Source organism: Peribacillus simplex (genome assembly GCF_001578185.1).
Classification (GTDB): domain Bacteria; phylum Bacillota; class Bacilli; order Bacillales; family DSM-1321; genus Peribacillus; species Peribacillus simplex_A.
Genome location: NZ_CP011008.1, coordinates 5,099,225 through 5,122,255 on the forward strand (window position 1 = coordinate 5,099,225; position 23,031 = coordinate 5,122,255).

General features: G+C 41.0%; 14 protein-coding genes. 7 read left to right on the forward strand and 7 right to left on the reverse strand.

The window, feature by feature from the left end; translation table 11 throughout:
* Positions 1-35: 35 nt before the first annotated feature.
* Both UP17_RS23930 and UP17_RS28060 read left to right on the forward strand, forming a co-directional pair.
* The gene (locus UP17_RS23930) at positions 36-1,460 is read left to right on the forward strand and encodes an alkaline phosphatase (protein ID WP_081108954.1); all 1,425 of its coding nucleotides are present in this window, start codon (positions 36-38) and stop codon (positions 1,458-1,460) included.
* 155 nt (positions 1,461-1,615) lie between these two features.
* The gene (locus UP17_RS28060) at positions 1,616-1,807 is read left to right on the forward strand and encodes a hypothetical protein (protein WP_155727482.1); all 192 of its coding nucleotides are present in this window, start codon (positions 1,616-1,618) and stop codon (positions 1,805-1,807) included.
* Between the two features lie 15 nt (positions 1,808-1,822).
* Here the strand turns inward: UP17_RS28060 and UP17_RS23935 are convergent, their stop codons facing one another.
* The 3 genes from UP17_RS23935 to UP17_RS23950 all read right to left on the reverse strand — a co-directional run bounded on the left by UP17_RS23935 (position 1,823) and on the right by UP17_RS23950 (position 7,874).
* A complete protein-coding gene (locus UP17_RS23935; protein ID WP_081108955.1) occupies positions 1,823-3,895 on the reverse strand; it encodes a SpoIID/LytB domain-containing protein in 2,073 nt (690 codons plus the stop codon).
* 378 nt (positions 3,896-4,273) lie between these two features.
* Entirely contained in the window at positions 4,274-6,280 is a 2,007-nt protein-coding gene (locus UP17_RS23945; RefSeq protein WP_061465633.1) for a penicillin-binding transpeptidase domain-containing protein, read from the reverse strand.
* Positions 6,281-6,434: 154 nt separating this feature from the next.
* Entirely contained in the window at positions 6,435-7,874 is a 1,440-nt protein-coding gene (locus UP17_RS23950; protein ID WP_061465634.1) for a hypothetical protein, read from the reverse strand.
* Between the two features lie 467 nt (positions 7,875-8,341).
* Between UP17_RS23950 and UP17_RS28065 the strand changes: the two genes are divergently transcribed.
* Positions 8,342-8,488, forward strand: a complete 147-nt coding sequence (locus UP17_RS28065; RefSeq protein ID WP_155727484.1) for a hypothetical protein — start codon at positions 8,342-8,344, stop codon at positions 8,486-8,488.
* 28 nt (positions 8,489-8,516) lie between these two features.
* On the opposite strand, the gene UP17_RS23955 is transcribed toward UP17_RS28065, so the two are convergent.
* Complete coding sequence (locus UP17_RS23955; protein ID WP_061465635.1) at positions 8,517-8,834, reverse strand: hypothetical protein; 318 nt, start codon at positions 8,832-8,834, stop codon at positions 8,517-8,519.
* Positions 8,835-9,375: 541 nt separating this feature from the next.
* On the opposite strand from UP17_RS23955, the gene UP17_RS23960 reads away from it, so the two are divergent.
* The 3 genes from UP17_RS23960 to UP17_RS23970 all read left to right on the forward strand — a co-directional run bounded on the left by UP17_RS23960 (position 9,376) and on the right by UP17_RS23970 (position 15,437).
* The gene (locus UP17_RS23960) at positions 9,376-10,269 is read left to right on the forward strand and encodes a helix-turn-helix domain-containing protein (RefSeq protein WP_061465637.1); all 894 of its coding nucleotides are present in this window, start codon (positions 9,376-9,378) and stop codon (positions 10,267-10,269) included.
* Between the two features lie 577 nt (positions 10,270-10,846).
* On the forward strand, positions 10,847-12,472 hold the full coding sequence (locus UP17_RS23965) for a hypothetical protein (RefSeq protein ID WP_061465639.1): 1,626 nt from the start codon (positions 10,847-10,849) through the stop codon (positions 12,470-12,472).
* A complete protein-coding gene (locus tag UP17_RS23970; protein ID WP_061465641.1) occupies positions 12,465-15,437 on the forward strand; it encodes a DEAD/DEAH box helicase in 2,973 nt (990 codons plus the stop codon). Before UP17_RS23965 ends, UP17_RS23970 begins: the two co-directional genes overlap by 8 nt.
* A gap of 455 nt (positions 15,438-15,892) precedes the next feature.
* Here UP17_RS23970 and UP17_RS23975 read toward each other — a convergent pair whose 3' ends face one another.
* Entirely contained in the window at positions 15,893-16,501 is a 609-nt protein-coding gene (locus UP17_RS23975; protein WP_061465643.1) for a LysE/ArgO family amino acid transporter, read from the reverse strand.
* A gap of 124 nt (positions 16,502-16,625) precedes the next feature.
* Here UP17_RS23975 and UP17_RS23980 point away from each other — a divergent pair, with 124 nt between their 5' ends.
* Positions 16,626-18,071, forward strand: a complete 1,446-nt coding sequence (locus UP17_RS23980) for an aminotransferase-like domain-containing protein (RefSeq protein WP_061465646.1) — start codon at positions 16,626-16,628, stop codon at positions 18,069-18,071.
* A gap of 146 nt (positions 18,072-18,217) precedes the next feature.
* Here the strand turns inward: UP17_RS23980 and UP17_RS23985 are convergent, their stop codons facing one another.
* Positions 18,218-18,634 (reverse strand): hypothetical protein, encoded by a 417-nt coding sequence (locus tag UP17_RS23985; RefSeq protein ID WP_061465648.1) that lies wholly within the window; start codon positions 18,632-18,634, stop codon positions 18,218-18,220.
* Positions 18,635-19,212: 578 nt separating this feature from the next.
* Positions 19,213-22,947 carry a S8 family serine peptidase gene (locus UP17_RS29380; RefSeq protein ID WP_155727486.1) on the reverse strand — a complete coding sequence of 1,245 codons (3,735 nt, stop codon included), beginning with the start codon at positions 22,945-22,947 and terminating at the stop codon, positions 19,213-19,215.
* Positions 22,948-23,031: the final 84 nt, after the last annotated feature.

Below are 23,031 nucleotides of genomic sequence, written 5' to 3' on the forward strand. Positions count from 1 at the left end.
TAATATGGAGACTTTCACCCAATGGAGGATTACCGATGAATAAGACATCCAGAAGTCATAAACTTTTACAGTCTCATCACTTTGGATTACTCGTTCTTATCTGCTTTGTTTGCATGACCTCTCCTATTCAAGCAGAAACAAAGAACACCCCCAGGAATGTCATATTGCTGATTGGCGACGGTATGGGGTTAGGTGCAATAGAAATTGCCCGACAAATGGAATATGGAAAAACAGGTATTTTACATTTGGAAAAACTGGAGCACGTTGCCCTAATGCGCACCTATTCCGCCAATAATTACGTCACTGACTCAGCGGCAGGTGGGTCCGCGATTGCCACTGGAATAAAAACCAACAATGAATCGATCGGTGTCGATGCCAATGGTTCCGAGGTAGATAGTGTATTGGATGCATTTCAGGCTAAAGGAAAAAAGGTCGGGATCATCTCAACCAATATGGTAGTCGATGCCACTCCTGCAGCCTTTGGTGCAAGTGTATCTAACCGCTGGACAGGTGGCGCGAATATCGCGAGGCAGCTCTTTGATAACCGGATCGACGTCATTCTTGGCGGAGGTTCCAGTTATTTCGAGGCAAATAAGCAGAATGGCGAGGATTTAATCGCTAAATTTAAACAAGCTGGCTATGGGATTACAACGACGAAAGAAGAACTTAGTTCCATTAATAAACCGGAAAAACTTTTAGGGTTATTTCACCCTACCTACATGAATTTTAAGCTGGATAAAGAAGTATTACATTCACAAGAGCCATCTCTGCCCGAAATGACATCCAAAGCGATTGATATTTTATCCCAGAGTGATAAGGGATTCTTCTTGATGAGTGAAGGTGCACGTATTGATCATATGGAGCATGCAGCTGATATCACTGGAATATGGAAAGAAACGATCGAATTTGACCAGACCGTGAAAGAGGTTGTGAATTGGGCAAAAAATAGAAATGATACTTTGATTGTTGTGCTTGCAGACCACGAAACAATGGGGACCTCCGCTTCTGAAACGATGGATATCCCCGCATTGAAAAAAATCAGGGTTTCTTCTGAATATATGTCCAAACAACTTATATTCGATAAAAATCATGAAATCATTCCAGAAAGTGTCGTTTCCGCATTCAAGAAGTATGCACATATATCCCTTACGGATCAGGAAGTTCATCAATTCATCGATAACGTAAAAAAGAATAGAACGCTTGTCTATCCACAGCATCAAATTGATTGGGAAATCGGAAGCACCATCGCCAAGCATTATAAGGCAGGTGTAGCTGATAGAAGCATACGGGCCGCCAGTTCCACAGGAGGGCATACCGCCAATATGATTCCCATTTTTGCTTCTGGCCCGGGAAGCGAAGCCTTTGATGGGGTCATTGAAAATACAGATGTTTCGAAAATCATCACAAAAGCCGCCGGTGTTCCGTTCACACCTGGTCAGCATAAAACAAAAGAGGAATGAATTCATTCCTCTTTTAAGTTCATTCTCCTGTCTCTTCAACTGGGTTTTTTCGGGTATTCAGGTCCGTCAACTCAAGTTTTGTGGAATTACTCCGATGTTTTGGGCAATTACTAACGATATTGCGTGATATCCCTGAGTTTAGTGGATTTACTCGTGTGTTCCAAGCGTTTACTCGTGAATTTGGTGGGTTTACTCGTGAATTTGCGCCTTTTACTCGTGAGTTTAGTGCGTTTACTCGTGAATTCACGCCTTTTACTCGTGAATTTAGTGGGTTTACTCGTGAATTACACCTTTACTCGTGGAATCGTGATTTAGGGATCGGACCAGTTCATAAAAAGACACCATGAATGACGTCTTATTACTCATTTTTTAACATGTTTTATTAAAACATACCCAATTTGGCTTCCTTTTTTCACTTTATACCACTCACCTTGTTGAGATAGTATCGTAATGGTTTGATCCGTGTTCAGTTTCCCGACCGTTTTAGAAGATGTACTTCTTTTTTCTTTAATATGTAATACACTTGCTGTCACTATTCCCATCGTCTTCCTAATAGGGATTTTCGTTGAAACGGTATTCCGATTGTCGCTCTCATCCTTAGCGGAGATGGTCACGGTAAACGTCCCGGTGGACATATTTCTGAAATCCCAAGTTGCCGATTGCCTGCCTTTAGTGACCTGCCTAGAAGCAAGGGTTCCAACCACTATTCCTTTACTGTTCTTGATTTCCACTGTTACATTGGCATTTTCATTTATTATATACGTTATGTTCGCTTTCTCGGTACTGTAATTACCCGATGTATCGACATCGGTGATATCCGGAGCCGACGCATCCTTATTTATCTTAATCTTCATTGTTGTCGAACCTTCATTACCGCTTCGGTCCATTGCAGACATTTCTGCTGTATATGTACCGTTATTTACAGCTTTCGTTTTCCAGGTTGCTGAATGGCTTCCCCTTTTCAAGGTTTGGTCATGGACTGGGGTGGCTAAGACTTTCCCCTTACTATCTTTAATCGTGAGTGAAACTATAGCTTCTTCTTTAAGGGAGTATATGATTCCAACCTCATCATTTATATGATCCTGCTTCGCTTTTAGGTTTATTGGATTCGGTGCCGCCTTCGCAACAAGATCCCTTTTAGGTTCAGACACTGCATGTCCATATTCCTTTTCTATATTAGTGTTAGGATAATAAAACCCCAAAATCTCTTGATACGTTTGACCTGCTTCCGCTCTGTTTTTCGCTCCAACCTGACTTAGGCCGACGCCATGTCCGTATCCTGACCCTTCAATAGCAATTCTGGAAGGATTGGAAGATGAATGGTCAACCAGGTAGCTTTTCATCACATCCTGCCCCACCATACCCCTGATTTTGGAAGCCGCAACATTCGTAAGGCTAACCTTTTGCTCCAAAAGTTTCCCCCTTTCATCAACGAGATTCCTTACATAGAAATTGATTTGGATGGAGCCTTTCGTAACCCGGCCTCCCGTTTTTTTACCAGTTAAGGTTAAAGCGGGTATTTCAGCAATTTTAATATCCTGCTTGGCATATCCGTTATTTTTCAGCCAAACCTTCAGCTTAGGTACAACCGCTTTATCTTTTTCCTGTACACTTGTCCACCATTCATCCGGCTGTGATAAATCTTTCTTTGACAGGTCAATTTGCTGCTTGTCCAGCGTTATCGCCCAATTTGTTTTTGTATCATAGGAATCTTCTTTTATAGTTAAATATGCAAGAGGGTTCCCACTTGACCAAACATTCGAATTCGATTCGGTCATGCCTCCATTGCTTGAGGAAAAAAACGCTTCGATTATTTCACCATCATGTTTGATTACCATACCCGTTGTCTGCTCAATGGCTGAATTAGATTGGTAGTGACCGTCCGCCCCGCCATATACTTGGTAGGAAACCGTATCATCAATTAATGTGGATTGATGGCGAAGTGCATAAGTCCGGGCTGCAATTGCCTGTGCCTTTAAGGCTTCGGAATGCCATAGTGCGGGCATTTCCCGCGGGACAACGCCCTTTAGATAATCTTCAATGTAAACATGATTGATAGGACGAATGTAACCGCCCTCCACTGTAAATAAAAATGATCCTGTATACGGCCGGCCGTTTATGGACAATAAAGCATCTTGTTTAACAGGAATTATCTTTAAGGAGGCATCGGATCCCATTTTCTTGGAATCTTTGTAAACGCCAAGTTTTCCTGACTCCATTTTCAAAGTCAGTTCTTCCCCCTCCTTGATGAATGTCTCTCCCCCTGAAGTACGAAAGTCCCCGGTTGCCGTTAATTTGATACTGGTTTGATTCCCTAAGTAATTCTTCAGTTTCACTTCCATCGTTTTACTCTCTTCCGCTGCCGATGCTTCATGAGAAGGAAATGCAGAAAAAATGATAAAGAAAGCAATAAACAAATACTTTAGACTCCTCATTCCTCTTCATCCTCCCTAAACTATTTATCCTTCAAAGATTTCCAGATCCTTGTACGCTCAATTCATTGTCCATAACGGCCAGGATGATGTCACTGCTGCTGAATGATACCAGGACCAAGAATTCAGGTCCCGGGTTTCCTTTTCATTATTCGTAAAGGCTTCTATGATTATGGCAACCATATTCCGTTCACAGAACTCTCTTTTTACATTCTGGATGTACGGCTCATTATCCTTCAAATCCAACCTTTAATGTTGAGATAACGTGACTCATTCCATAACCGGTGAAAAAATAAAAAAGCTGGACACGGAAGAAACCATGTCCAACTTTTTTATGGTAAATGCTAGATGTATATAACCCATTACCGATGAATTATTTCTTTACTTCAAATACTTCTTCAAAACCGGTTTCATATGATCGATGACTAAATGGCTGCCGCCACGTCCTTTCACATCTTCAATCATCCAGGCCATGAGAAGTTTTGGATCTTCCGTGTCCATGGCAACAAACCAGCCATTTTCCGTTCCGTCAGAATTTTTGGATGCCTTGATTTCAGCAGTTCCCGTTTTGGCTGCCATTTTGATGCCAAGATCATTTATTCCATGTCCGCTTCCCTTAGGATGTTCCACCACTTGTGTCAGCATCTTGGTGATCTGATTTGCTTGGTCAGCTGATATGGCATTTTCTTTCCATATTTTCTTTTCTATTTTATCTCCAGCTATCAACGAAGGTGCCAGGATATTTCCTTCATTCAAGAAGGCTGAATAGGTCATAGCGAGATGAAGCGTGCTCATTTGGACTTGCGCTTGACCATATCCAGCGTCTGCCAAGCGTCCTTCACTGTCGATCTTACCAATGCTCGATGCCTTGATCGGATAATCGTAGTTCAAAGCTTCATCAAACCCGAATGCCTTGAGTCCATTTGTGAATTTTTCCTTTCCAAGCCCCAATGCTTTTTGGGCAAAGTAAATATTGTCTGAATAAATTAATGCCTTTTCCATATCGATTGGAACACCGGGGTCAGAAACCCTTGTAATGGAATGGTCTTTCCATGTCGATTTGGCCCACGTTCTTCCTTCGATATTGATCGCCTCATTCGGATCCACGCCATTTTTCAAAGCGATTGCCGCAGTTATGGCCTTAATGGTTGAACCAGGTGCAAACGTCGAACTGAAGCGATTTAGAAGCGGTTTTTTTGGATCTTCTTCAAGCGCTTTTTGTTCCGCTTTTGTTATCCCGAATATATATTTATTAGGATCAAATGACGGACTTGAAACAAGTGCAAGTGTTTCGCCGGTCTTCGGATCAAGTGCCGATGCTGATCCTGCTTCGTTCTTATATTGCTTAAAGATATCCTTTTGAAGCTCGGCGTCGATGGTCAATGTAATTGTTTCTCCCTCTTCAGCGGGCTTTTCAGCAATCACCTTTTCTTCGCCATCTGCTGTTTTAATAAAGATCTTACCGCCCGGTTTCCCTTTAAGGCGTTCTTCTAAAACTTCCTCAAGGCCGCGCTTGCCAATAACGTCATTTGAGGTGTAGCCCTTTCCTTTCAATTTCTCCAGGTCTTCGGCCGATGCCTCGCCGACATATCCGATTAGATGGGCAGTAGCCTCTTTATATGGATATATGCGTTCTTCCGTATTATTGACCGATACCCCAGCAATGCCCAATAGCTTTTCCAGGGTTGCAGCATTATCACTTGACATTTTCTTGATAGGGACGAAATAGCTGGGCTTTACCCATGATTGTTTTAATTTCTGATTCACTTCGTCGGTGGACATATTGAGGATTCCAGCGACCTTTTTAACCGTTTCGGATACGTTGGCCATTTTCTCTGGCACAATTCCTACTTCCGATACCGTTCCATTCATGGCAAGACCACGTTCATGTCGATCGACAATTTCCCCGCGTATGGCTGGATACGATTCGACCGATATCTTTTCACCGGCTTCCAACTGAGGGAATATATAGCTTTCATCCCACTTTATGTACCAATTCTCTTCCTCACCTTCCCCTTCCTTGACAAGGGTCGCTTTATGGTCAGAGCTGACAGCCCCCGCCATAGTGGACATATTTACGGTATAATCAAGGTTTACCTTTTCTCCATCTTTATGATCTTTTTCTTCTTTTGGCTGTTTATAATCCACCTTTAATTGGTTGACTTCTATGCCCTTATAGATTTTTTCATAACGCTTCGCAAATTCATCCGCACTGATTTCTTTCTTTGTCTCAGGTGACAGATACTCGTACATTTTCTTAAAATCCTGTTTATTCCAAAGCTTCGTATATGCCGCAAAGCGATCTTCTGGACTTGGCTCATCCGAGCATCCGGCCAGGAACAATACGCTAATCAACAATAAGCTGGAAACTAAAACTAGTTTCTTCATGATTTCCTCCCAATGAATAGTTAGAATGGTATACATATAGTTTATCAAAATATTAGGGGAATGGGGGAATTTGTATGACCAATTTCTTCATTTTGCTAATTTACCATGTTTTTTCTAAAGCAAAAGTCCTGTACATAGTGTACAGGACTCTTTACTAAAGCATTCTTTTTTTTCGGCTTTTCTTCTCTTGCAACCATTTTTTCAAAAAGAAAAAACCCATGACGCCCGAAATGATGAGACCGCTTGTCGTTACAATGACAGCTATCCATTCGTATAAGGTGTAATCCATATATGCTTTCCAAGGTAATTTCCCTTTCCAATCTTCAATATATAGATTCATTCCGAATATCCCGGAGATAACCGTATAAATCGTTAGTATTTGCAAAAGATAATTACTGCTTTTCCCAGCCAGTTTATCCTGATTTTGATAAAGGTAGGAAAGGGTCTCCTTCACTTCTTTGTAGAGTGGAGCTATCCTGAAGGTTTCATCCGTTTTTTTGAATAGCTCTTTACCGATAGCCGTACTATTGACTTCAGTAAATAAATATTTTGCAGAAAACTCAGTGATCATGAAAATCAGCATTTCCGTATCCGACTGATCTTTTTCTACATCTATCTGGGAATTCTCATGAGCCAATTTGAGCAGCACGATCTTATAATAGAAGAAAAGCAACACTGTATAAAAGTGCTGGCCATACATTTCGCTTGCCAGTTCCTGTTCCAGTTTACTTGCTGCTTTCGTGACACACGCAAAATGATACATGCTTGTTACATAATAGGTTTCCTTGCCCCACCTGTCATATACTCTTTCTTGATAATACTTTTCAATATAATCAGGGTTTAGTGCCCCTATATATGGGGCTCCATCATTGTCATATCCGTTCAGCTCGCTGATCCGGAATAAGTCATTTTTAGATATATCACGATTCTCAGGGAATGCAATATAACTGATTACGTACATTCTTTCATCGATGAAGAAGGGTAAACTGCCAAAATAGGTCGGGTCCGCCTGATCTTCATCCATATATTTTTCCATTGGCGGCAATAGTTCATTAAAGATGAAATCCTTCACCTGTTCATACTGATTTTCCCGACAGCCGACTTTCGTTTTCTCTTCGTCATCAGCAATCGGTTCGAGGATTCGGAATGTATCGCCAAAATAGAGCACATCATTATAGGAAAGTCCTTCAGGTAACGTAACACGAAGATTCATCATGCCAATATGAAATGGGCATATAAAAATATCTATAGAGTTAATAATAAATGGGGTATTTAGATAGGGAGATTCGAAGGTACATTCAATATCCAGTTTTTTCGTAAAACGGCGCAAGCCTTCCTTCTGTTGTGCGTTACCTGGAAATAATATCGGCTCGATGTAAGGCATAAAATACTTTTCCAATTTACGGTGTGAAACTTTATGGCCACCGTAAAATTGATTTTGTTGTTCCATATCTTTCAAGTTCAAAAAAACGAAATTGTCCTCAAACAACTTTTCGACAAACTTTTCAATCATATTTCCTTCAAGGGTAAACGGAAAGATGTATTGCTGGAAAGTTCGCTTCGTGGAATCATTCTTATTTACTTTCACATCCATAAAATATATTCCTCCGATTAAACTGGGATAAATCCAGGTTTAATTCATCTTGTTTCTTATATTTACCCATGTATATATAAACAAAACGAAACATATTATAGAAATAAAGTGGACATATTATCCAAGAAAAAAAGATCCCCCAAGCAAGCGCTTGGGGGCCATCGAAAAGAGTTCTCCAACTCTCTTCACTTTAGGGTACTAGAAACTGATGTTTCTAATGAAAAATCCGATATTCGGACCATTTTAGCATTTATTTTCAGTATGATAAAACACGGAATCCCTTCATATTTGGACTTTACGGCTTATTATTCACCTATTAATCCGGATATACAGTCGTTAACACATGAAAATATAACTATAGGAATAAACACAAGATCTCCTTACCGTTTAATCCATCCTTTTATCATGAAAATCACGTTTTAAATAATGGAAAAAGGGTAAATAAAAAAAAGAAAAGGGGAGACATCATGAAAATCGATAGCAATAAGCAACACTTTAAATTTTTCGAGAGAACAAATAACTCTAAACCAAGCGAAAGAAAACAAATGAGCGATTTCGTCAAAAAAATGAAAATGAATGCTCAAAACTCTCATTTAAATGGTAAAAACTCATGACATATGGGATGTCATGAGTTTTTATCGTTTAAAGTGCGATTTCATTTCCCTGAAGGTTATGCCTCACACATTTTTTGATACCGATTACATTCAAAAAATGTTGGATTTTCTTCATGGAGGTTGCCTGATATTCATCTAAAATGGCAAACTCTTTAATATAAGCGATTTTTTCTTGTACATCTGTATCTATATGATCATGGCTGTATTCTTTTTCATTCGATTTTTTGCATGTGTACACCACGGCTTCACCAATTTTCCTGGTTGCCTCATCAAAGTAAAAAGAAAACACAATGGCACATTCTTCATCGTAAAAAGAGGGTTGAACTTTCATATTAATATCAATCATTAACCTTACACCTCTCCCCGTTTTGTTATTTACACTATAACAAAATTAATAAAAGGAAATAGGCGTTCCAAACTACCCTCACGCTTCTTCCACACCTACCAAATGGACCTTACACTCCCAATGCATAGATAATTATAACTACAGGAATATGCGCAAAAGAATAATCCATTGATAAGAAAAAAAAAACATCTTCAAATGAAGATGCTGAATGAGTGATTGGAAGCTTCATTACTTATTTATATAAACCTGGAAGTTCTGCGTAAAGGCCTGGTAATTCGCTTGGGACAATAACGAAAGCAGCGATGATAAGAAAAGATACGACTAATGCTTTAGTACTTTTTTTCATAGGTCATTCCTCCTTTTCTTCAAAAAAATATTGGTTAAAATAGAAATTAATTCTATAGTTATATTTAACCACATTTCTTTTAACCATATATTTCTACTAAAGAATCTATTTAATCAGTTAAGGACATGTACATACAGCTTTCACCGATTTTTCATAACAAAATATAACTCTAGGCATATTTCAAGGAGAATCAAAATGGATTTTTTTGCAGTTGGACAAAAGATCAAAGAGCTACGTAAACAAATCGGACTTTCCCAGGAAGAGTTGGCATCCGGCATTTGTACACAAGCCCAGATCAGTAAGATCGAAAAAGGCGATGTCTATCCATATGCATCCACTCTCTACTTAATTTCTCAACGTTTAGGCGTTGATGTAAACTATTTTTTCGATATTGGAATGACCCCTAGGCTGGATTATGTGGAAGAAGTGATTTATCAATTAAAAATAGCCAGAAGAACCCGAAATTATGAGGAAATGCAGCAAATTGTAAAGGCTGAGGAGAACAGTCCTCTCTTTCTTCAGAATAAAAAGAATCATCAATTGATACTTTGGCACAAGGGGATATACGAATACGAAAAAAATAAAGATTTAGATAAAGCCATTGAATTTATTAATCAGGCCATCGCCATCACTCATACGACTGATAAAATTTATTCAGAACGGGAACTTGAAATCTTGAGTAGCCTAGGTGTAATGTATGTTGCCGAAGAACAATACGAAAATGCATTTGCCTTGTTAAGGAAAGCTTTAGATCACTTGAAAGCCCTGCCCTTTTTGACGGATAAAACGCTGAAGACACGTTTGTCCTATAATTTTGGCAGAGTGTTAACACGCCTGGTCCGATATGAGGAGTCCATTACCTGCTGCCAAGATGCCATAAAGTGGTGCCTCCAACATGATCAATTATATGCTTTAGCGGATTTACATTACCATTTAGGTTATAATCTTGAACTCGTAGGTAACTTTGATGAGGCAAAAGAGTACTTGGAAAAGTCAGCATTTCTCTTCACATTACAAAAAAATCATACCTTTGCTACATTCATCAACAAAAAGTTGGACAGTTGGAAGAATGAAATGAAAATAAACTAATTCCATATATTAAAGCCATTCCCCACGGGAATGGCTATTCCCATTCACAAGAATATGTAGAATCTATCACATATCAATTCCAAAACCTCTATTCTACATTTCAAATTCCAAGCCAAAATGAAGTATAATAAAGAGATGCTTCAAAAACCCACTTTTAAAAAAGGGTTCCGGCCCCTCATCACATGGTTTCGTGAGTGTGAAGAGGATGAAGGATTCGTGGCATCGTTATCTTGAAGGCCAGTTATTCCTGTTTGGAAGGCTATATATCCGAACTGCTTATATTCATGAGGGTTTTTGACGATATTGACTTTTACAGGGTTTAAATGAATATACGGCTTGTGGCATTGATGATTTGTTCGAATAAATGGATGAAGATGCAAAGTGAACGGCCATGAAATAAGTCCAGCATGATGCATATGATGGCTAAAAAAAGGCATTGCGGCAATTGCTCGGGATGTAATATACACGTCAAATCCTCGGTTAACCGAGGCAATAATATGGTTATTAAAGTACTGATAGTTCATGATATACAAAATATAATTTTGGTTAACAGGGATTGACCCTGAAGGAGGAGAGTATGGAGCGGGAGTTGTTGTTAGTTGGGGAAAGGCTGGCGGAATTTTTGGAGGTCGGGAATCCGGAAGATTCGGACGTGGTGAATCAAGGGCTCCAGTTATACCGTCAGGGGCTTGTTGATATTAAAGAAGAAGCGGTAGATACGATTGTGGCCGAGGTACAGGATGAGACTCGCTTTAAGTCCAGGTTGAATCTTCTCTTCCCTCAGGATGGAAGCTGTACATGTGATTCAAGGTTCATTTGCCGGCATCAAATGGCCGTTTTCTTTTCTGCGTATTCAGAAAACGCTAGTGTTTCCGATTGGCTGAGTGAATGGAAAGCACCAAAAGATACCTCAACCGCCCAAGCACTGCAGCAAGTAAAACGGGCGAGTGAATTACTTAAACAAGCGGGGGAGAAATCCCCCATCTTAGATAAAAACTATCCTTCATGGAAGCAATTCGTGAATGCAACCTTTGCGGAACATGTCGAGCCCCATATAGGCGAGCCTACTTATATAATTGAAAACCATATACAAACATACTTTAAACGCCTTAGCTCTAAAGCTCCAATGGAAAGGGAATGGAAACTGCTTTATCATTTTGTTACGCAATTTTGCACGATGCAGCTGACACTGAGAATGATTCAGTTACATAAAAGTCAGCCGCAAACGATTCGGGTCTTTTATGCACTTGCTGTCGACCTAGCGGAAGAGCTGCATGAAACGGTGCAGCCGCTTAGCCGGCAAGCCAGGCCCTTCGCCTTTGACCCCTTCGTTTTCAGCATCAAGGAAGATGTAGCTAAATTACTTGACGGAGTAGAAGGTCTAGAATATGAAAAGATCGATCTCTACAGGGAGATTTGGAGCTTCTTATTCTCCAGTTCCTCATGGCGTAAAGAGGAACTGGAACGAATCAAGAAAGAACTTCCCGAGAAGTATATGGGCACAACTGAGAGGACGTCATACTCCCTCGCAGCCATTCACCTTTCCCTTCTGGAGAATCAAGATAAACAAGCGATTGGACTTCTCCATGAATTGAAGAAGGAAGCCTGTCCATACATTTTTTATTGGCTGAATCTCCTGTCTGAATCAGACAATCGGTCACGGGCCATTCCTTTCATTGAATTCATCATCGCTAATGTCCAGGAGTTCCTTGCCGATTTATCCGATTATTATCAGCGGGTAGATTTCGTAAGGACCTTTACGACTTTAATCAGCAGTTGCTGTTATAAATTAAAACGGAACGATTTGCTAGAGAAATTCTACAGAGCCACCCTTCCGCACAGCTATTGGAACTATGCAAATTTCCTTTTTGAACAAGGACAATATAAAAAATGGGTGGAGATGCATATTTACTCAGAAATCAGCATTGACTTAATCAGCAGTGAATCCATCAAAGAAGTGGTCTCTAAAGAACCGGAACTAATCCTGCCCCTTTATTACCATGCGGTACAGGAAAAAGTTTCCTTGAAGAACCGGCCTGCCTATAAGCAAGCTGTCCGTTATTTAAAAAGGATGCGCACCATCTATAAAAAGAGCAAAAAGGAAGACGTATTCGAACGTTATATTCTGTATGTGGCCGATTCAACCAAACGGCTTCGCGCTTTCCAAGAAGAACTAAAAAGGGGTAAGCTTATCGATGTTTAATCCAGGGAAATTAAAAATCAAAATAGCGGCTCTCGAAAACGGATCCTACGCCCTTGGTGCCGTCAATGAAGAGAATGCCTTCCTCAACACGAATTATATACGCAGGTTGCTATTCAATTGGGATGACGCAAGCTTTTATGGAACTAAAATGACTTCGGATATCATTGATGGAAATCCTGTATTCATTCTTGACGCTTGGGGACTCCTCAACTTTTTTGCGAAGGAAAGTTTCAACTCCTTCATAGAATGGGAATGGTCGGAGATATCCTCCCTTTGCCTGTCTGCTGCGCCTGTTCTTCATGAATCCATTGAAGCGGGGATCCCCGTACCGGATTTCACTAATCTTCAGTTGGACTCCATCGGCTGGAAGCTGCCGGAAGAGGTAGAGGAGGAGTTCGTCCCTTCCTTTTGGGAGGAAGAAATATCTTTAGATCTCCCTTCACCAGAAGTTGAAACCAATCGGACTTTTATCGAGAAATGGTATAACGGTGCCGCTAATATGTATTTAAAAAACTACTCACCTATGCAGCATAAATGGAGTGAAGCAGTCGGGGCATTAAAGGATTCAAGACTTTCCCCCGAAGAATTGCAGGCCTTTTTTGACAAAGACAGCTGGCAGGAATGGCTTGGGACCCAGCCCGATCCCAAACCATTCACTATAGGCCTCCGTTTGACTGAGCCTCCGGATGGGAATGGGCCCTGGGTACTTGATGTTACCCTTCGTTCCAAAAGGGATGAGAATATCATCGAAACCTATACAGGAAAAAAACTGCCGCGCGGCTGGAATAAGTATGCAAGTGAAGTGGTGCGTGCTACGAAACGCTGGCAACTCGTCGTACCATGGCTTGGAGAGAATGGACGTCTAAAAAGGGAGATTTCGGAAACGGATGCATGGGAATTCTTGACCGACGCAAGCGAAAAACTCCTGTTTCTTGGCGTCGAAATTCTCCTTCCATCCTGGTGGCTTGCCTTGAAGGAGTCCTCTTTGAAGGTGAAGGCGAAAGTAAAGAGCCAATCGAACCGCGGCCCTTCTTATGTAGGGTTAAAAGCTTTAATGGACTTTGATTGGCGGTTCTCTTTAAATGGAAAAGAGCTCACTGAGGCGGAGTTCGAGGAGCTCGTCGATGAAAAAAGGCGGCTTGTTTTCATCCGCGGCCAATGGGTCAAGCTTGACCCCGCTTTCATTAAACAAATTCAGGAGCTGATGGAAACAGCTAATGAAAAAGGAATCCAACTGACTGACTTGCTGCAGCAGGAACTGTTGAACGGCGAAAATGAAGATGACGATAGTGATTCTGAAAACGACGAAATGCTCCGAATTCAATTTGAATTGAACCAGGAGCTTCGTAAAATGGTGGGAAGACTCAGGGAAACCAAAAACATCTCCATCCTGCCCGTCCCTAATGCACTTCAAGGCGATTTACGCCCCTATCAAAAACTGGGCATGAGCTGGCTCCTTTTTTTAAGGGAGCATGGCTTTGGTGCTTGTCTAGCTGACGATATGGGGCTTGGAAAAACAGTCCAGATGATAGCCTACCTCCTTCATGTAAAAGACAAAGAAGGAGCCAGTAAAGAGCTGCCCACTGCCCATATGGACGAACAAAAGAGTGAACCGATCATTGTTGATGAGGATAGTAACGAAGAGAGCTGCGAAGAGGCTGAGGTCAATACCGCTACATGCGAATCGGTCTCTGTACAATCGTCGCTCATCGTATGCCCAACATCCGTCCTAGGCAACTGGCAAAAGGAATTGGAGAAATTCGCACCAACACTAAAAGTTCACCTTCACTACGGGTCTAATCGGGCTAAAGGTGAAGCATTTGCTAAAATAGCAGTGGATCATGATATTGTCTTAACATCATATGGCCTTACCCACCAAGATGCAGCTGAACTATCCTCCATCCATTGGAGCAGCGTGATCCTTGATGAAGCACAAAACATCAAGAATGCCCAAACAAAGCAATCCAAAGCGGTCCGCAAGCTAAATGGCAGGCATCATATTGCCTTATCGGGTACGCCTATGGAAAACCGTTTAAGTGAGCTATGGGCGATTTTCGATTTCATAAATAAAGGGTATCTTGGAACGCTAGGACAGTTTCAGGAAAAATATGTGGCAACCATTGAACGTGATGAACAGAAGGATAAAATCAAAGAATTACAGCGTTTGATACAGCCATTTTTGCTCCGCCGTACAAAACGCGATAAAGAAGTCGCCCTTAATCTGCCGGATAAGCAAGAACAAAAGGAATTCGTACCGCTTACCACCGAGCAAGCATCGTTGTATGAACAACTGATCAAAGATACATTCACTGATATCGAACAACTGTCGGCCTTCGAAAGAAAAGGCATCATCCTGCAGATGCTGAATAAGCTAAAGCAACTTTGCAATCACCCGGCTCTTTACTTAAAAGAGATGGAAAAGGAAAACATCATGAAGGCGCCTAACCGTTCTGGCAAACTCGAGAAGCTGACTGAGCTTGTCGATGCTGTCCGCGAACAGGATGAAAGCTGTCTCATTTTCACTCAATATATTGGCATGGGCAATATGATGAAGGAATTGTTGGAAAAACGGTATGGCTTTGAAGTGCCATTCCTGAACGGGAGTGCGAACAAGAAGCAGCGTGATGATATGATCACTCGATTCCAAGATGGGGAATTCCCTGTCTTTATCCTGTCGTTGAAAGCAGGCGGCACGGGACTGAATCTAACAGAAGCAAACCACGTGATTCACTATGATCGCTGGTGGAACCCAGCTGTTGAAAATCAAGCAACCGACCGTGCATATCGAATTGGACAACAGCGTTTCGTTCATGTTCATAAGCTAATTTGCACAGGGACACTGGAAGAAAAAATTGACCAGATGCTTGACAAAAAGCAGGCCCTGAACGACGAGATCATCAGCAGTGACAACTGGATCACCGAACTTTCCACAGAGGAAATCAAGGACTTGGTTGCTCTTCAATAATGTTCTAACACTCAAAAATCCGCTCTCACGATACGAAGTTGAATGAGGGCATGCTAGCTTATCAAGACATAAGAAAATAAAGGAGAATACATATTCGATATGTATTCTCCTTTTTATTCAAAAAGCACCGGTTAATGCTGCAAAAATGACCTCAGTTACTTCATTTTTCAAACTCCGAAAACCTTTCATAGCTTTCTGGACTGGTATATAACTTTCCCTGCAATGAATGGAAAGAAGATGGCAAATTGGACATGGCAAGGTCCAAAAATGGCCTAACATAGTGGGCTCGTAGAGACCCAATTCCTTAATATTGAGCAAAATTCAAAGGAATTTTCAAAAGGGTTCGGAATGTTTTAATTCCGAACCCCTTTTGTCTATAAACTGAGATTACGCAAATGGGTAATCTATTCTTTTTCCGGAGTAGTCAAGTTCGAACTCAGATGTCATTTTCTGTTTCAAAAGATCGATTTCACCATATAGAGTGCCGTAATCCAAATGATGATTGCAGAGATTTTATTTAATATTCCAAGGAATTTGCCTGATGCATCAACCTTTTTCAACAATCTTCCCGCAAAACATAATCCATGGAACCAGCACCATGACACAACGATGCATGTTCCCGTGAAAATCACTTTATCCATTCCTGAATAAACAAGTGAGCTCGAACCGATTACACCTATCGTATCCAAGATTGCATGTGGATTCAGTAATGATACTGATAAGGCAAATACAATTTGTTTTTTGGTGGACATTTGCATAGTTTGAGCGTCCGACTGTGGGTTCGCTTTGGCAGACCAAATTTGAAAACCCATATACAATAAAAAAATGACTCCGAATATGATTAATGTAAGACGCAACCAATCATATTGCATGACAATCAACGAAACACCCAAAATAGCTAACAGGATGAGCACTGTATCACAAATGGCAGCTGTGATCGTTGCAGGCAATGCTTTTTTTAAGGTCGGTTGGATTGCACCTTGATTAAAAATAAATACATTTTGCACTCCTAATGGAAGTATCAGCCCCAATGCCAATAATAATCCATGAAAAAATGGTCCCATACGAATACTTCCCTCCATTCACATTCAGTATAATGAAAAAGACAAAGGAATTGACCCTCCATTTGGTTGGTATTCAACCCAACCAATTATAATGAATTTAGAACATGAAGGGGGTGGTTTTCGTATGTTTATCGAATGGAGGCCAAACCGGCCGTCGAGCATATCACTACACCAACAAATAGTAGATTGGATGAAACAACAAATTACACAAGGGGAATGGCCGGTTGCGACCAAGCTTCCCTCACAACGCTCATTAGCCGATTCTTTTGGCGTAAACCGAAGTACCATCATTACAGCTATGGATGAATTGATTGCGGACGGATTATTAGAAACTAGGGTTGGATCTGGTACATTCGTTTCGAATAACACATGGAATGTGCTCGTCTCTAGCAAACAGCCCGACTGGAAAAACTATGTCCGCAATGGCCTTCATGAACCTAATTTAAAAACGATTCAGGACATTAATCAGCATGAAACGGACTCTGCCATCATCAGATTGGGCACCGGCGAACTTTCTCCAACTCTATTGCCTATTAAAAAAATCGAAAAGTCTTTGCAATCCACTTCTTTTGACGCCCACTCATTAGGTTATTCTGAACCCAAGGGTGATAAGAGGCTACGCCAAAGTATAAGTGTTTATTTAGAAACAAAAGGAATCAACGCTAGCCCAGGCTCCCTCATGATCGTTTCTGGCGGGCTTCAAGCACTCCAGTTGATTTCAGTTGGTTTACTTCAAAAGGGCTCAATGGTTTTACATGAATCCCCTTCCTATTTAAATTCTGTTCATCCCTTTCAATCTGCAGGGATGCACTTAGTAGGTTTATCAAAACAAGGCCGGGAAAGTATTCCGACACAAATAAAGCGCATCAATGGAAGAAAGAAAGCGTCACTGTTTTATACTGTTCCAACGTTTAACAATCCAACCAATACTACATGGACTAAAGAAGAAAGACTAAACCTCTTATCCACATGTAAAAAAGAACAGATTCCGATTATTGAAGATGACGTATATAGTGACTTGTGGTTTGAAAAGAGACCACCGCTACCTATAAAATCCCTTGATACAGATGGCCTTGTATTGCACATTGGCAGTATGTCCAAAACATTGAGCCCCGGATTGCGCATCGGATGGATTGCTGGTCCAATAACTGTGATTGAACGTTTAGCAGATATTAAAATGCAAATGGATTACGGTTCCAGTGCACTGTCTCAACACCTTGTCGCAGAATGGTTAGAAAGTGGTCAATATACAAAACATTTAGAGTGGCTAAGGCATCAGTTGATAGTACGTAGAGATTTTACATTATCTCTTCTCAATCAGTATTTTAAGGGACTTGCAGAATGGCAAATACCTCAAGGCGGATTTTATATATGGGTAAAGATATGTAAACCAATTGTGAATCAAAACCTTTTCAAGCAAGCGATAAAGGAGAATCTTCTCCTTAATCCGGGGTACATATATGAACCAAATAACAATACGCATCTACGGCTTTCATATTCATACGCCACGGAGGAACAATTAGCTTATGGTATCCAAACCCTCTCAAAGATCATTCGGCGGTTGATTTGATACATGACATCATCGTGTTGAGACATTGATGGAGCTGCCTTGGCAGCCCCATTCTTATTGAACTGAACAATCTGAGTGGGTAAAGAAGTTGTCGAATTACGTTTCACTTAACGAAAGTCACCTGCCTAAGAAAGTTAAAGAGGATATCACGGGGTAGCGGCCTTCCTTTTTACATTCCACTCTTTCGGTTGGATGATGAAAAAAGAATGGTGATTTCCATGATTGATCATAATATGATCGAGGATTGCGGTAAGCGCCTCACCCTTATTCTGCTGATATTCATCTGAACTTTCCTCAATGGTGATTTTTTCTTGGTGGGGGTCATAATTAATGGATGTTTTAGCACCCTTTTCAAAAAAGGAAAGGGTAACCTCCTGACATAGGGGATAATCCTGATAGGGTGAATCCGAGCGGGGCTCCTTTTCAAATGGAGAATTGACGTGCTGAAGTGCATCAAAAAAACTCGGTTTTGTAAGATTTGACCTGTGGTTTCCTATTTCTTCTAATTTCACTGTAATCCCACGACTATATACCTTTTTGCTCGATTTCTTCTTATAAATCATAGACACCCTCCTTTTTTCTGATTCCTTATACCTAATTCCTTTATCTTTCACCAAATACCTGCTAGATAATATAAATAATTCCCCATTAATAGATTTCCATATTAGCACAGTGAAAACACAGGAAACTACACCTAAAGAATTATACTTCAAATCCATAATCCGAAAAAAAAAGCCCTCTTGGATAAGAGGGCTCATACTGAAGACAAATTTGAATAAAGCGAGTTTGCAATCAGTTTTTTCTTTAGGCTCTTTTCGTAAAGATTGTTGTTTTTAAAACGAAACTATTTAAGGTTGATTGGAGCGGAAGTGCGAGACTCCTGCGGGAGCAGCAGGACAGGTGAGACCCCACAGGCGTTTACGTCGAGGAGGCTAACCGCCCGCCCCACGGAAAGCGAGCATCTGGAGGGGAAATCGACCACAACTCACTACCTGGTAAATAGCAACAAAGTATGTGAAAACAGCCTTTCTTTAAAAAAGTTCCAATCAACGTTCGAATTACACAAACCCTAAAAAAACTATCGGTAAAATCAATTATGTCTACAAACTGCAGCCCTCTTGGATAAGAGGGCTGTTTTCGGTCATTTTTTTGCTTTATTGATGTTAAAGGATTTCTTCGATTCATTTCCTGCAAGATCGGTCACCTTAAATTCGAACTTGTTGTTGCCTGATTTAAGCGGCAGTTCCAAATCCTCTATCTTCTTCTTATAGGCACGCATTTTATATGGTTCCTTGAATTCATTATAGAAAACTTCGCTTCCGTTTAGATAAAGGCGGATTTCATCGAAATTATCTTCTACCGTAACATCCACTTTTGGATTTTTGCCTTTGACTCCCACAGTTGCCGGTACACCTTTTACTTTTAAACCTGGTTTTGTTGCATCGACCATAATCGTCCGTTTAAAGGAAACCGTGTTATCCCATTTGTCCGTTGCTTTAACCGTAAAGTTTTGGACGCCATCTTCAAACTTCTTTTCATAAGTGAATTCATATTTATTATTCGTTTTGTTATACGTTACAGGGACCGTTTTATCATCGATTTTAAATTCTTTGATTTCCGACGCTTCTTCAATATCTCCTGTTATTTTGATTTTATTTTTATTGTTCACGCTTAAGGCCTCAGGACTTTTGATCTTTACAGCTGGTGCATGATTATCGATTGGAGCTGAATCATTAGCTAATTCAGTTTCAGCCGTTTTTTCATTACCTGCATAGTCAATTGCCACTACCTGAACCTTTTCCCCTTTTACATCAGGTAGAGTGAATTGTTTCGCATTCGCTGGAAGCGGCTCTTCCATTATGGATGCTCCATCGACTTGTACATCGTAATAGGCAAGTCCTGAACCATTCAAATTATCCTTACCTTGGATGGTTAATACCTTACCTTTTTTCGAAATCTTGACTGTTGGCTTTACCGTATCGATTTTGATAGGCATTTTAAACGTCTGCCATTTTGCACCCTCGTAATCTATCATCGCTTTGATTTCAAAATAATAGACCCCATCCTTAGCGAGTGCATTATTGATTTTACCGTCCCATTTACGGGCTGGATTAATTGTGTATGCAGACCCTTTTCCACCATCATAATAGTCCTTTCGCACATTATTCTCCGTGCGAATTTTCCGGACTGATTTGTTCTCACCATTCAATATATTGAACTCTGCCTTTTTCGCATTCCTCAAGAATGATAGGACCGGCACGAAGTCATCCTGTGCTCCATCGCCATTGGGGGAAATCGCAATATTTTTGCCATTAAATGTTTTTCCTGCAGGGTCATAGCCAAGATAAGTGAAATCTTTCCCTGCTGTCGATACTCCTCCTGCCCTGCCATAGAAAGACTCTTTATCATATATAGTGCCATCCAGGATCGGCGCCTTGTCCCATTTCCCTTTAAACCCTACATACGGTACATGCAGTTCCGGATGAGTGTCAGCTGGATCCTTCAATGATATGAACCCTTCAACAAAATATCCATTTGGGAAGACCTTGTCAATGTCTACAAGAGTCTGAAGGTCATCTCCAAGCACCTTTGCATTGGATATGTCCACTTTCACTTCGAATGTAACCGATTTTTTTGCAGGTACGGTAATCTTATTTGTATTTCTATTATTGATTTTAATTGAAGCGTCCTTAATTTCCTGTGCTTCTAACTGGTTAGCGGAATAACCCAGTTGTCCCTGGATTGCATAGTCTGTTTGGATATTTCCTTTTACATCATATTTGACTGCTTTGTTGCTGAAGTTTTCAACCTTTAAAGTAAACGCGAACTTATTGCCGATCTCCTTCATTGCAACCTTCGCTTCTTTCGTGAATGCCTCCGTCACGACAGCTGGTGTGGACAATGCGGCTTGCAGCTGCATGACTCCAGCTCCTTGCCTGCGAGGCGAGTAAGGGTTATCCCAGTCAAGGGCCTTATTTACGACACCCTGATCCGTTAATGGTTTTGAAGTATTCATCATCAGGTTCTTAGCCAAATTTGCCCGGGCAAATCCATCTAATTTAAAGTCTTTATCCACTCTTTCAAGAACCAGTGCAGAGCCGCCGGAAACATGTGGTGCAGCCATCGAAGTACCGCTCATCATACCATATTCATCATTGTTCAACGTCGAATAAATTTGTCCGCCTGGAGCAGTGATTTCCGGTTTGAAGTCCAGGTTCGGTGCGACTCCCCATGAACTGAATGAGCTCATTTTTCCTGCTTCTGGATTTACAGCTTTTGTTTTATCACCATTAAAGGTAATCTTCACCTTTTCTCCATCCATTAAGGCCGTTTTCAGCTTTGCACCATCCGATTTCAACATAAACAGCTGCGGAATGGTGATGCTTGGATCTGTAGCCATGGAGATATATCCGTCAGCATTATTGAAAATAATCACGCCAGCCGCTCCTGCTGCCTGGGCATTTTGCGCTTTTTCTATAAAAGAAAGCGTGCCGCGCTCGATGAGGGCGAATTTTCCTTTTACATCCACTTTGGAAAGCTCCCCTGGCGTCCCAAGACCTGCAGCGACCAAGTCATATGTTTTATCCTTTAATGCATTGGGATGTACGCTTGAGGCCGACATGAACGGCGCTTTTCCTGCTTGCCCGTTTATATCATATGTCGCCGCATCCAAATCCATATAGTTATTCTCGACCGATGCAACTTGTACCGAATCATAAGCAAGTCCAGGTGAACCTGAAACTCCAATATCCGGGTTCGAGGCTGACGGGTTTGCAAATCCATTTCCAAAGTGAGCCGAGTTTCCTGCTGAAATCGACATGAGAATCCCATTATCAACAGCTCTAGATACCGCCTGCTGCTCAGGATCTTCTGCTGATACAAAACCTGCAGTGGAACCAAGGCTCATATTCAGCACATCTGCCCCAAGGATGATTGCATCGTCAATTGCCTTAATATATATATCGCCCCAAGTTGTTTGCATGGCGGGATCATTTCCGAAGACCTTCAATGCTAGCAGCTGGGCTTCAGGAGCAACCCCTTTAATGCCGCCATTCTCTTCATCCCCATTGGCGCCAGCGGTTCCTGCTACATGCATTCCATGCATGGAGGCCCCTTCACCAAGGTCAAGGATTTCTTCATTTTCATCCATGTAATTGTATCCATAAGGTACCTTCGCCGTATAATAGTTGCCTAATAGATGGCTAGATTCCTTTATTCCGCTAATTTCACTTTCAGTCAGTTCTGCCTTATTCTCATCGTTTAGGACCATATCACGGTGTGATGGGTCGATTCCAGTATCGATAATCCCGACGACCATCCCTTCGCCTTTATATCCATATTCCCGCCAAGCTTCCTGGGCTTGGACAAGTTCTTTACTATAAAGCATCTCGGGTTTTTCTACAGGACGTTCATATTCATTCGCTATATGTACCTCAGCAACTTCAGGCATGGCTTCCACCTTTTTGATTTCACCATACTGAAGTTCACCACTGAACCCATTGACGACTGTCGTAAAGCTTTCAAGTTCCTTGAAAGCTATTTTTTTCGCTTTCACCTTTTTTTTCAATTTCTTCTGGTTAGCCAGCTTTTCAGACTTTAATTGTTGTTTCTTACTTTTCGATAACTGTTTAAATAGCTTACCCTCTTTGGAAGCCATTTCTATCGCAGGCGCTTCCTTCATCTCTACGATGACCCTGACCTTCTCGTTACTTTTATAATTCTTTCCCATATCGTTTTTCTTCAACTTCAGGATATTCTGCTGATTTTTCTTCCCTTCACCAGAGCCGCTCGGTGAATTCGGAAGCTGGGCAGCGGAAACGCTTGCAGTAAACACTAATAGAAAGATTGCTAGAATGGACAAGCTACGTTTAATCAATGAACTTTTCCTCCTCTAAAATAATGAATATTTGGAATTTTCTTACTGAGTATAAAAGTATCACAACTTTTGGGGTGATTTTAA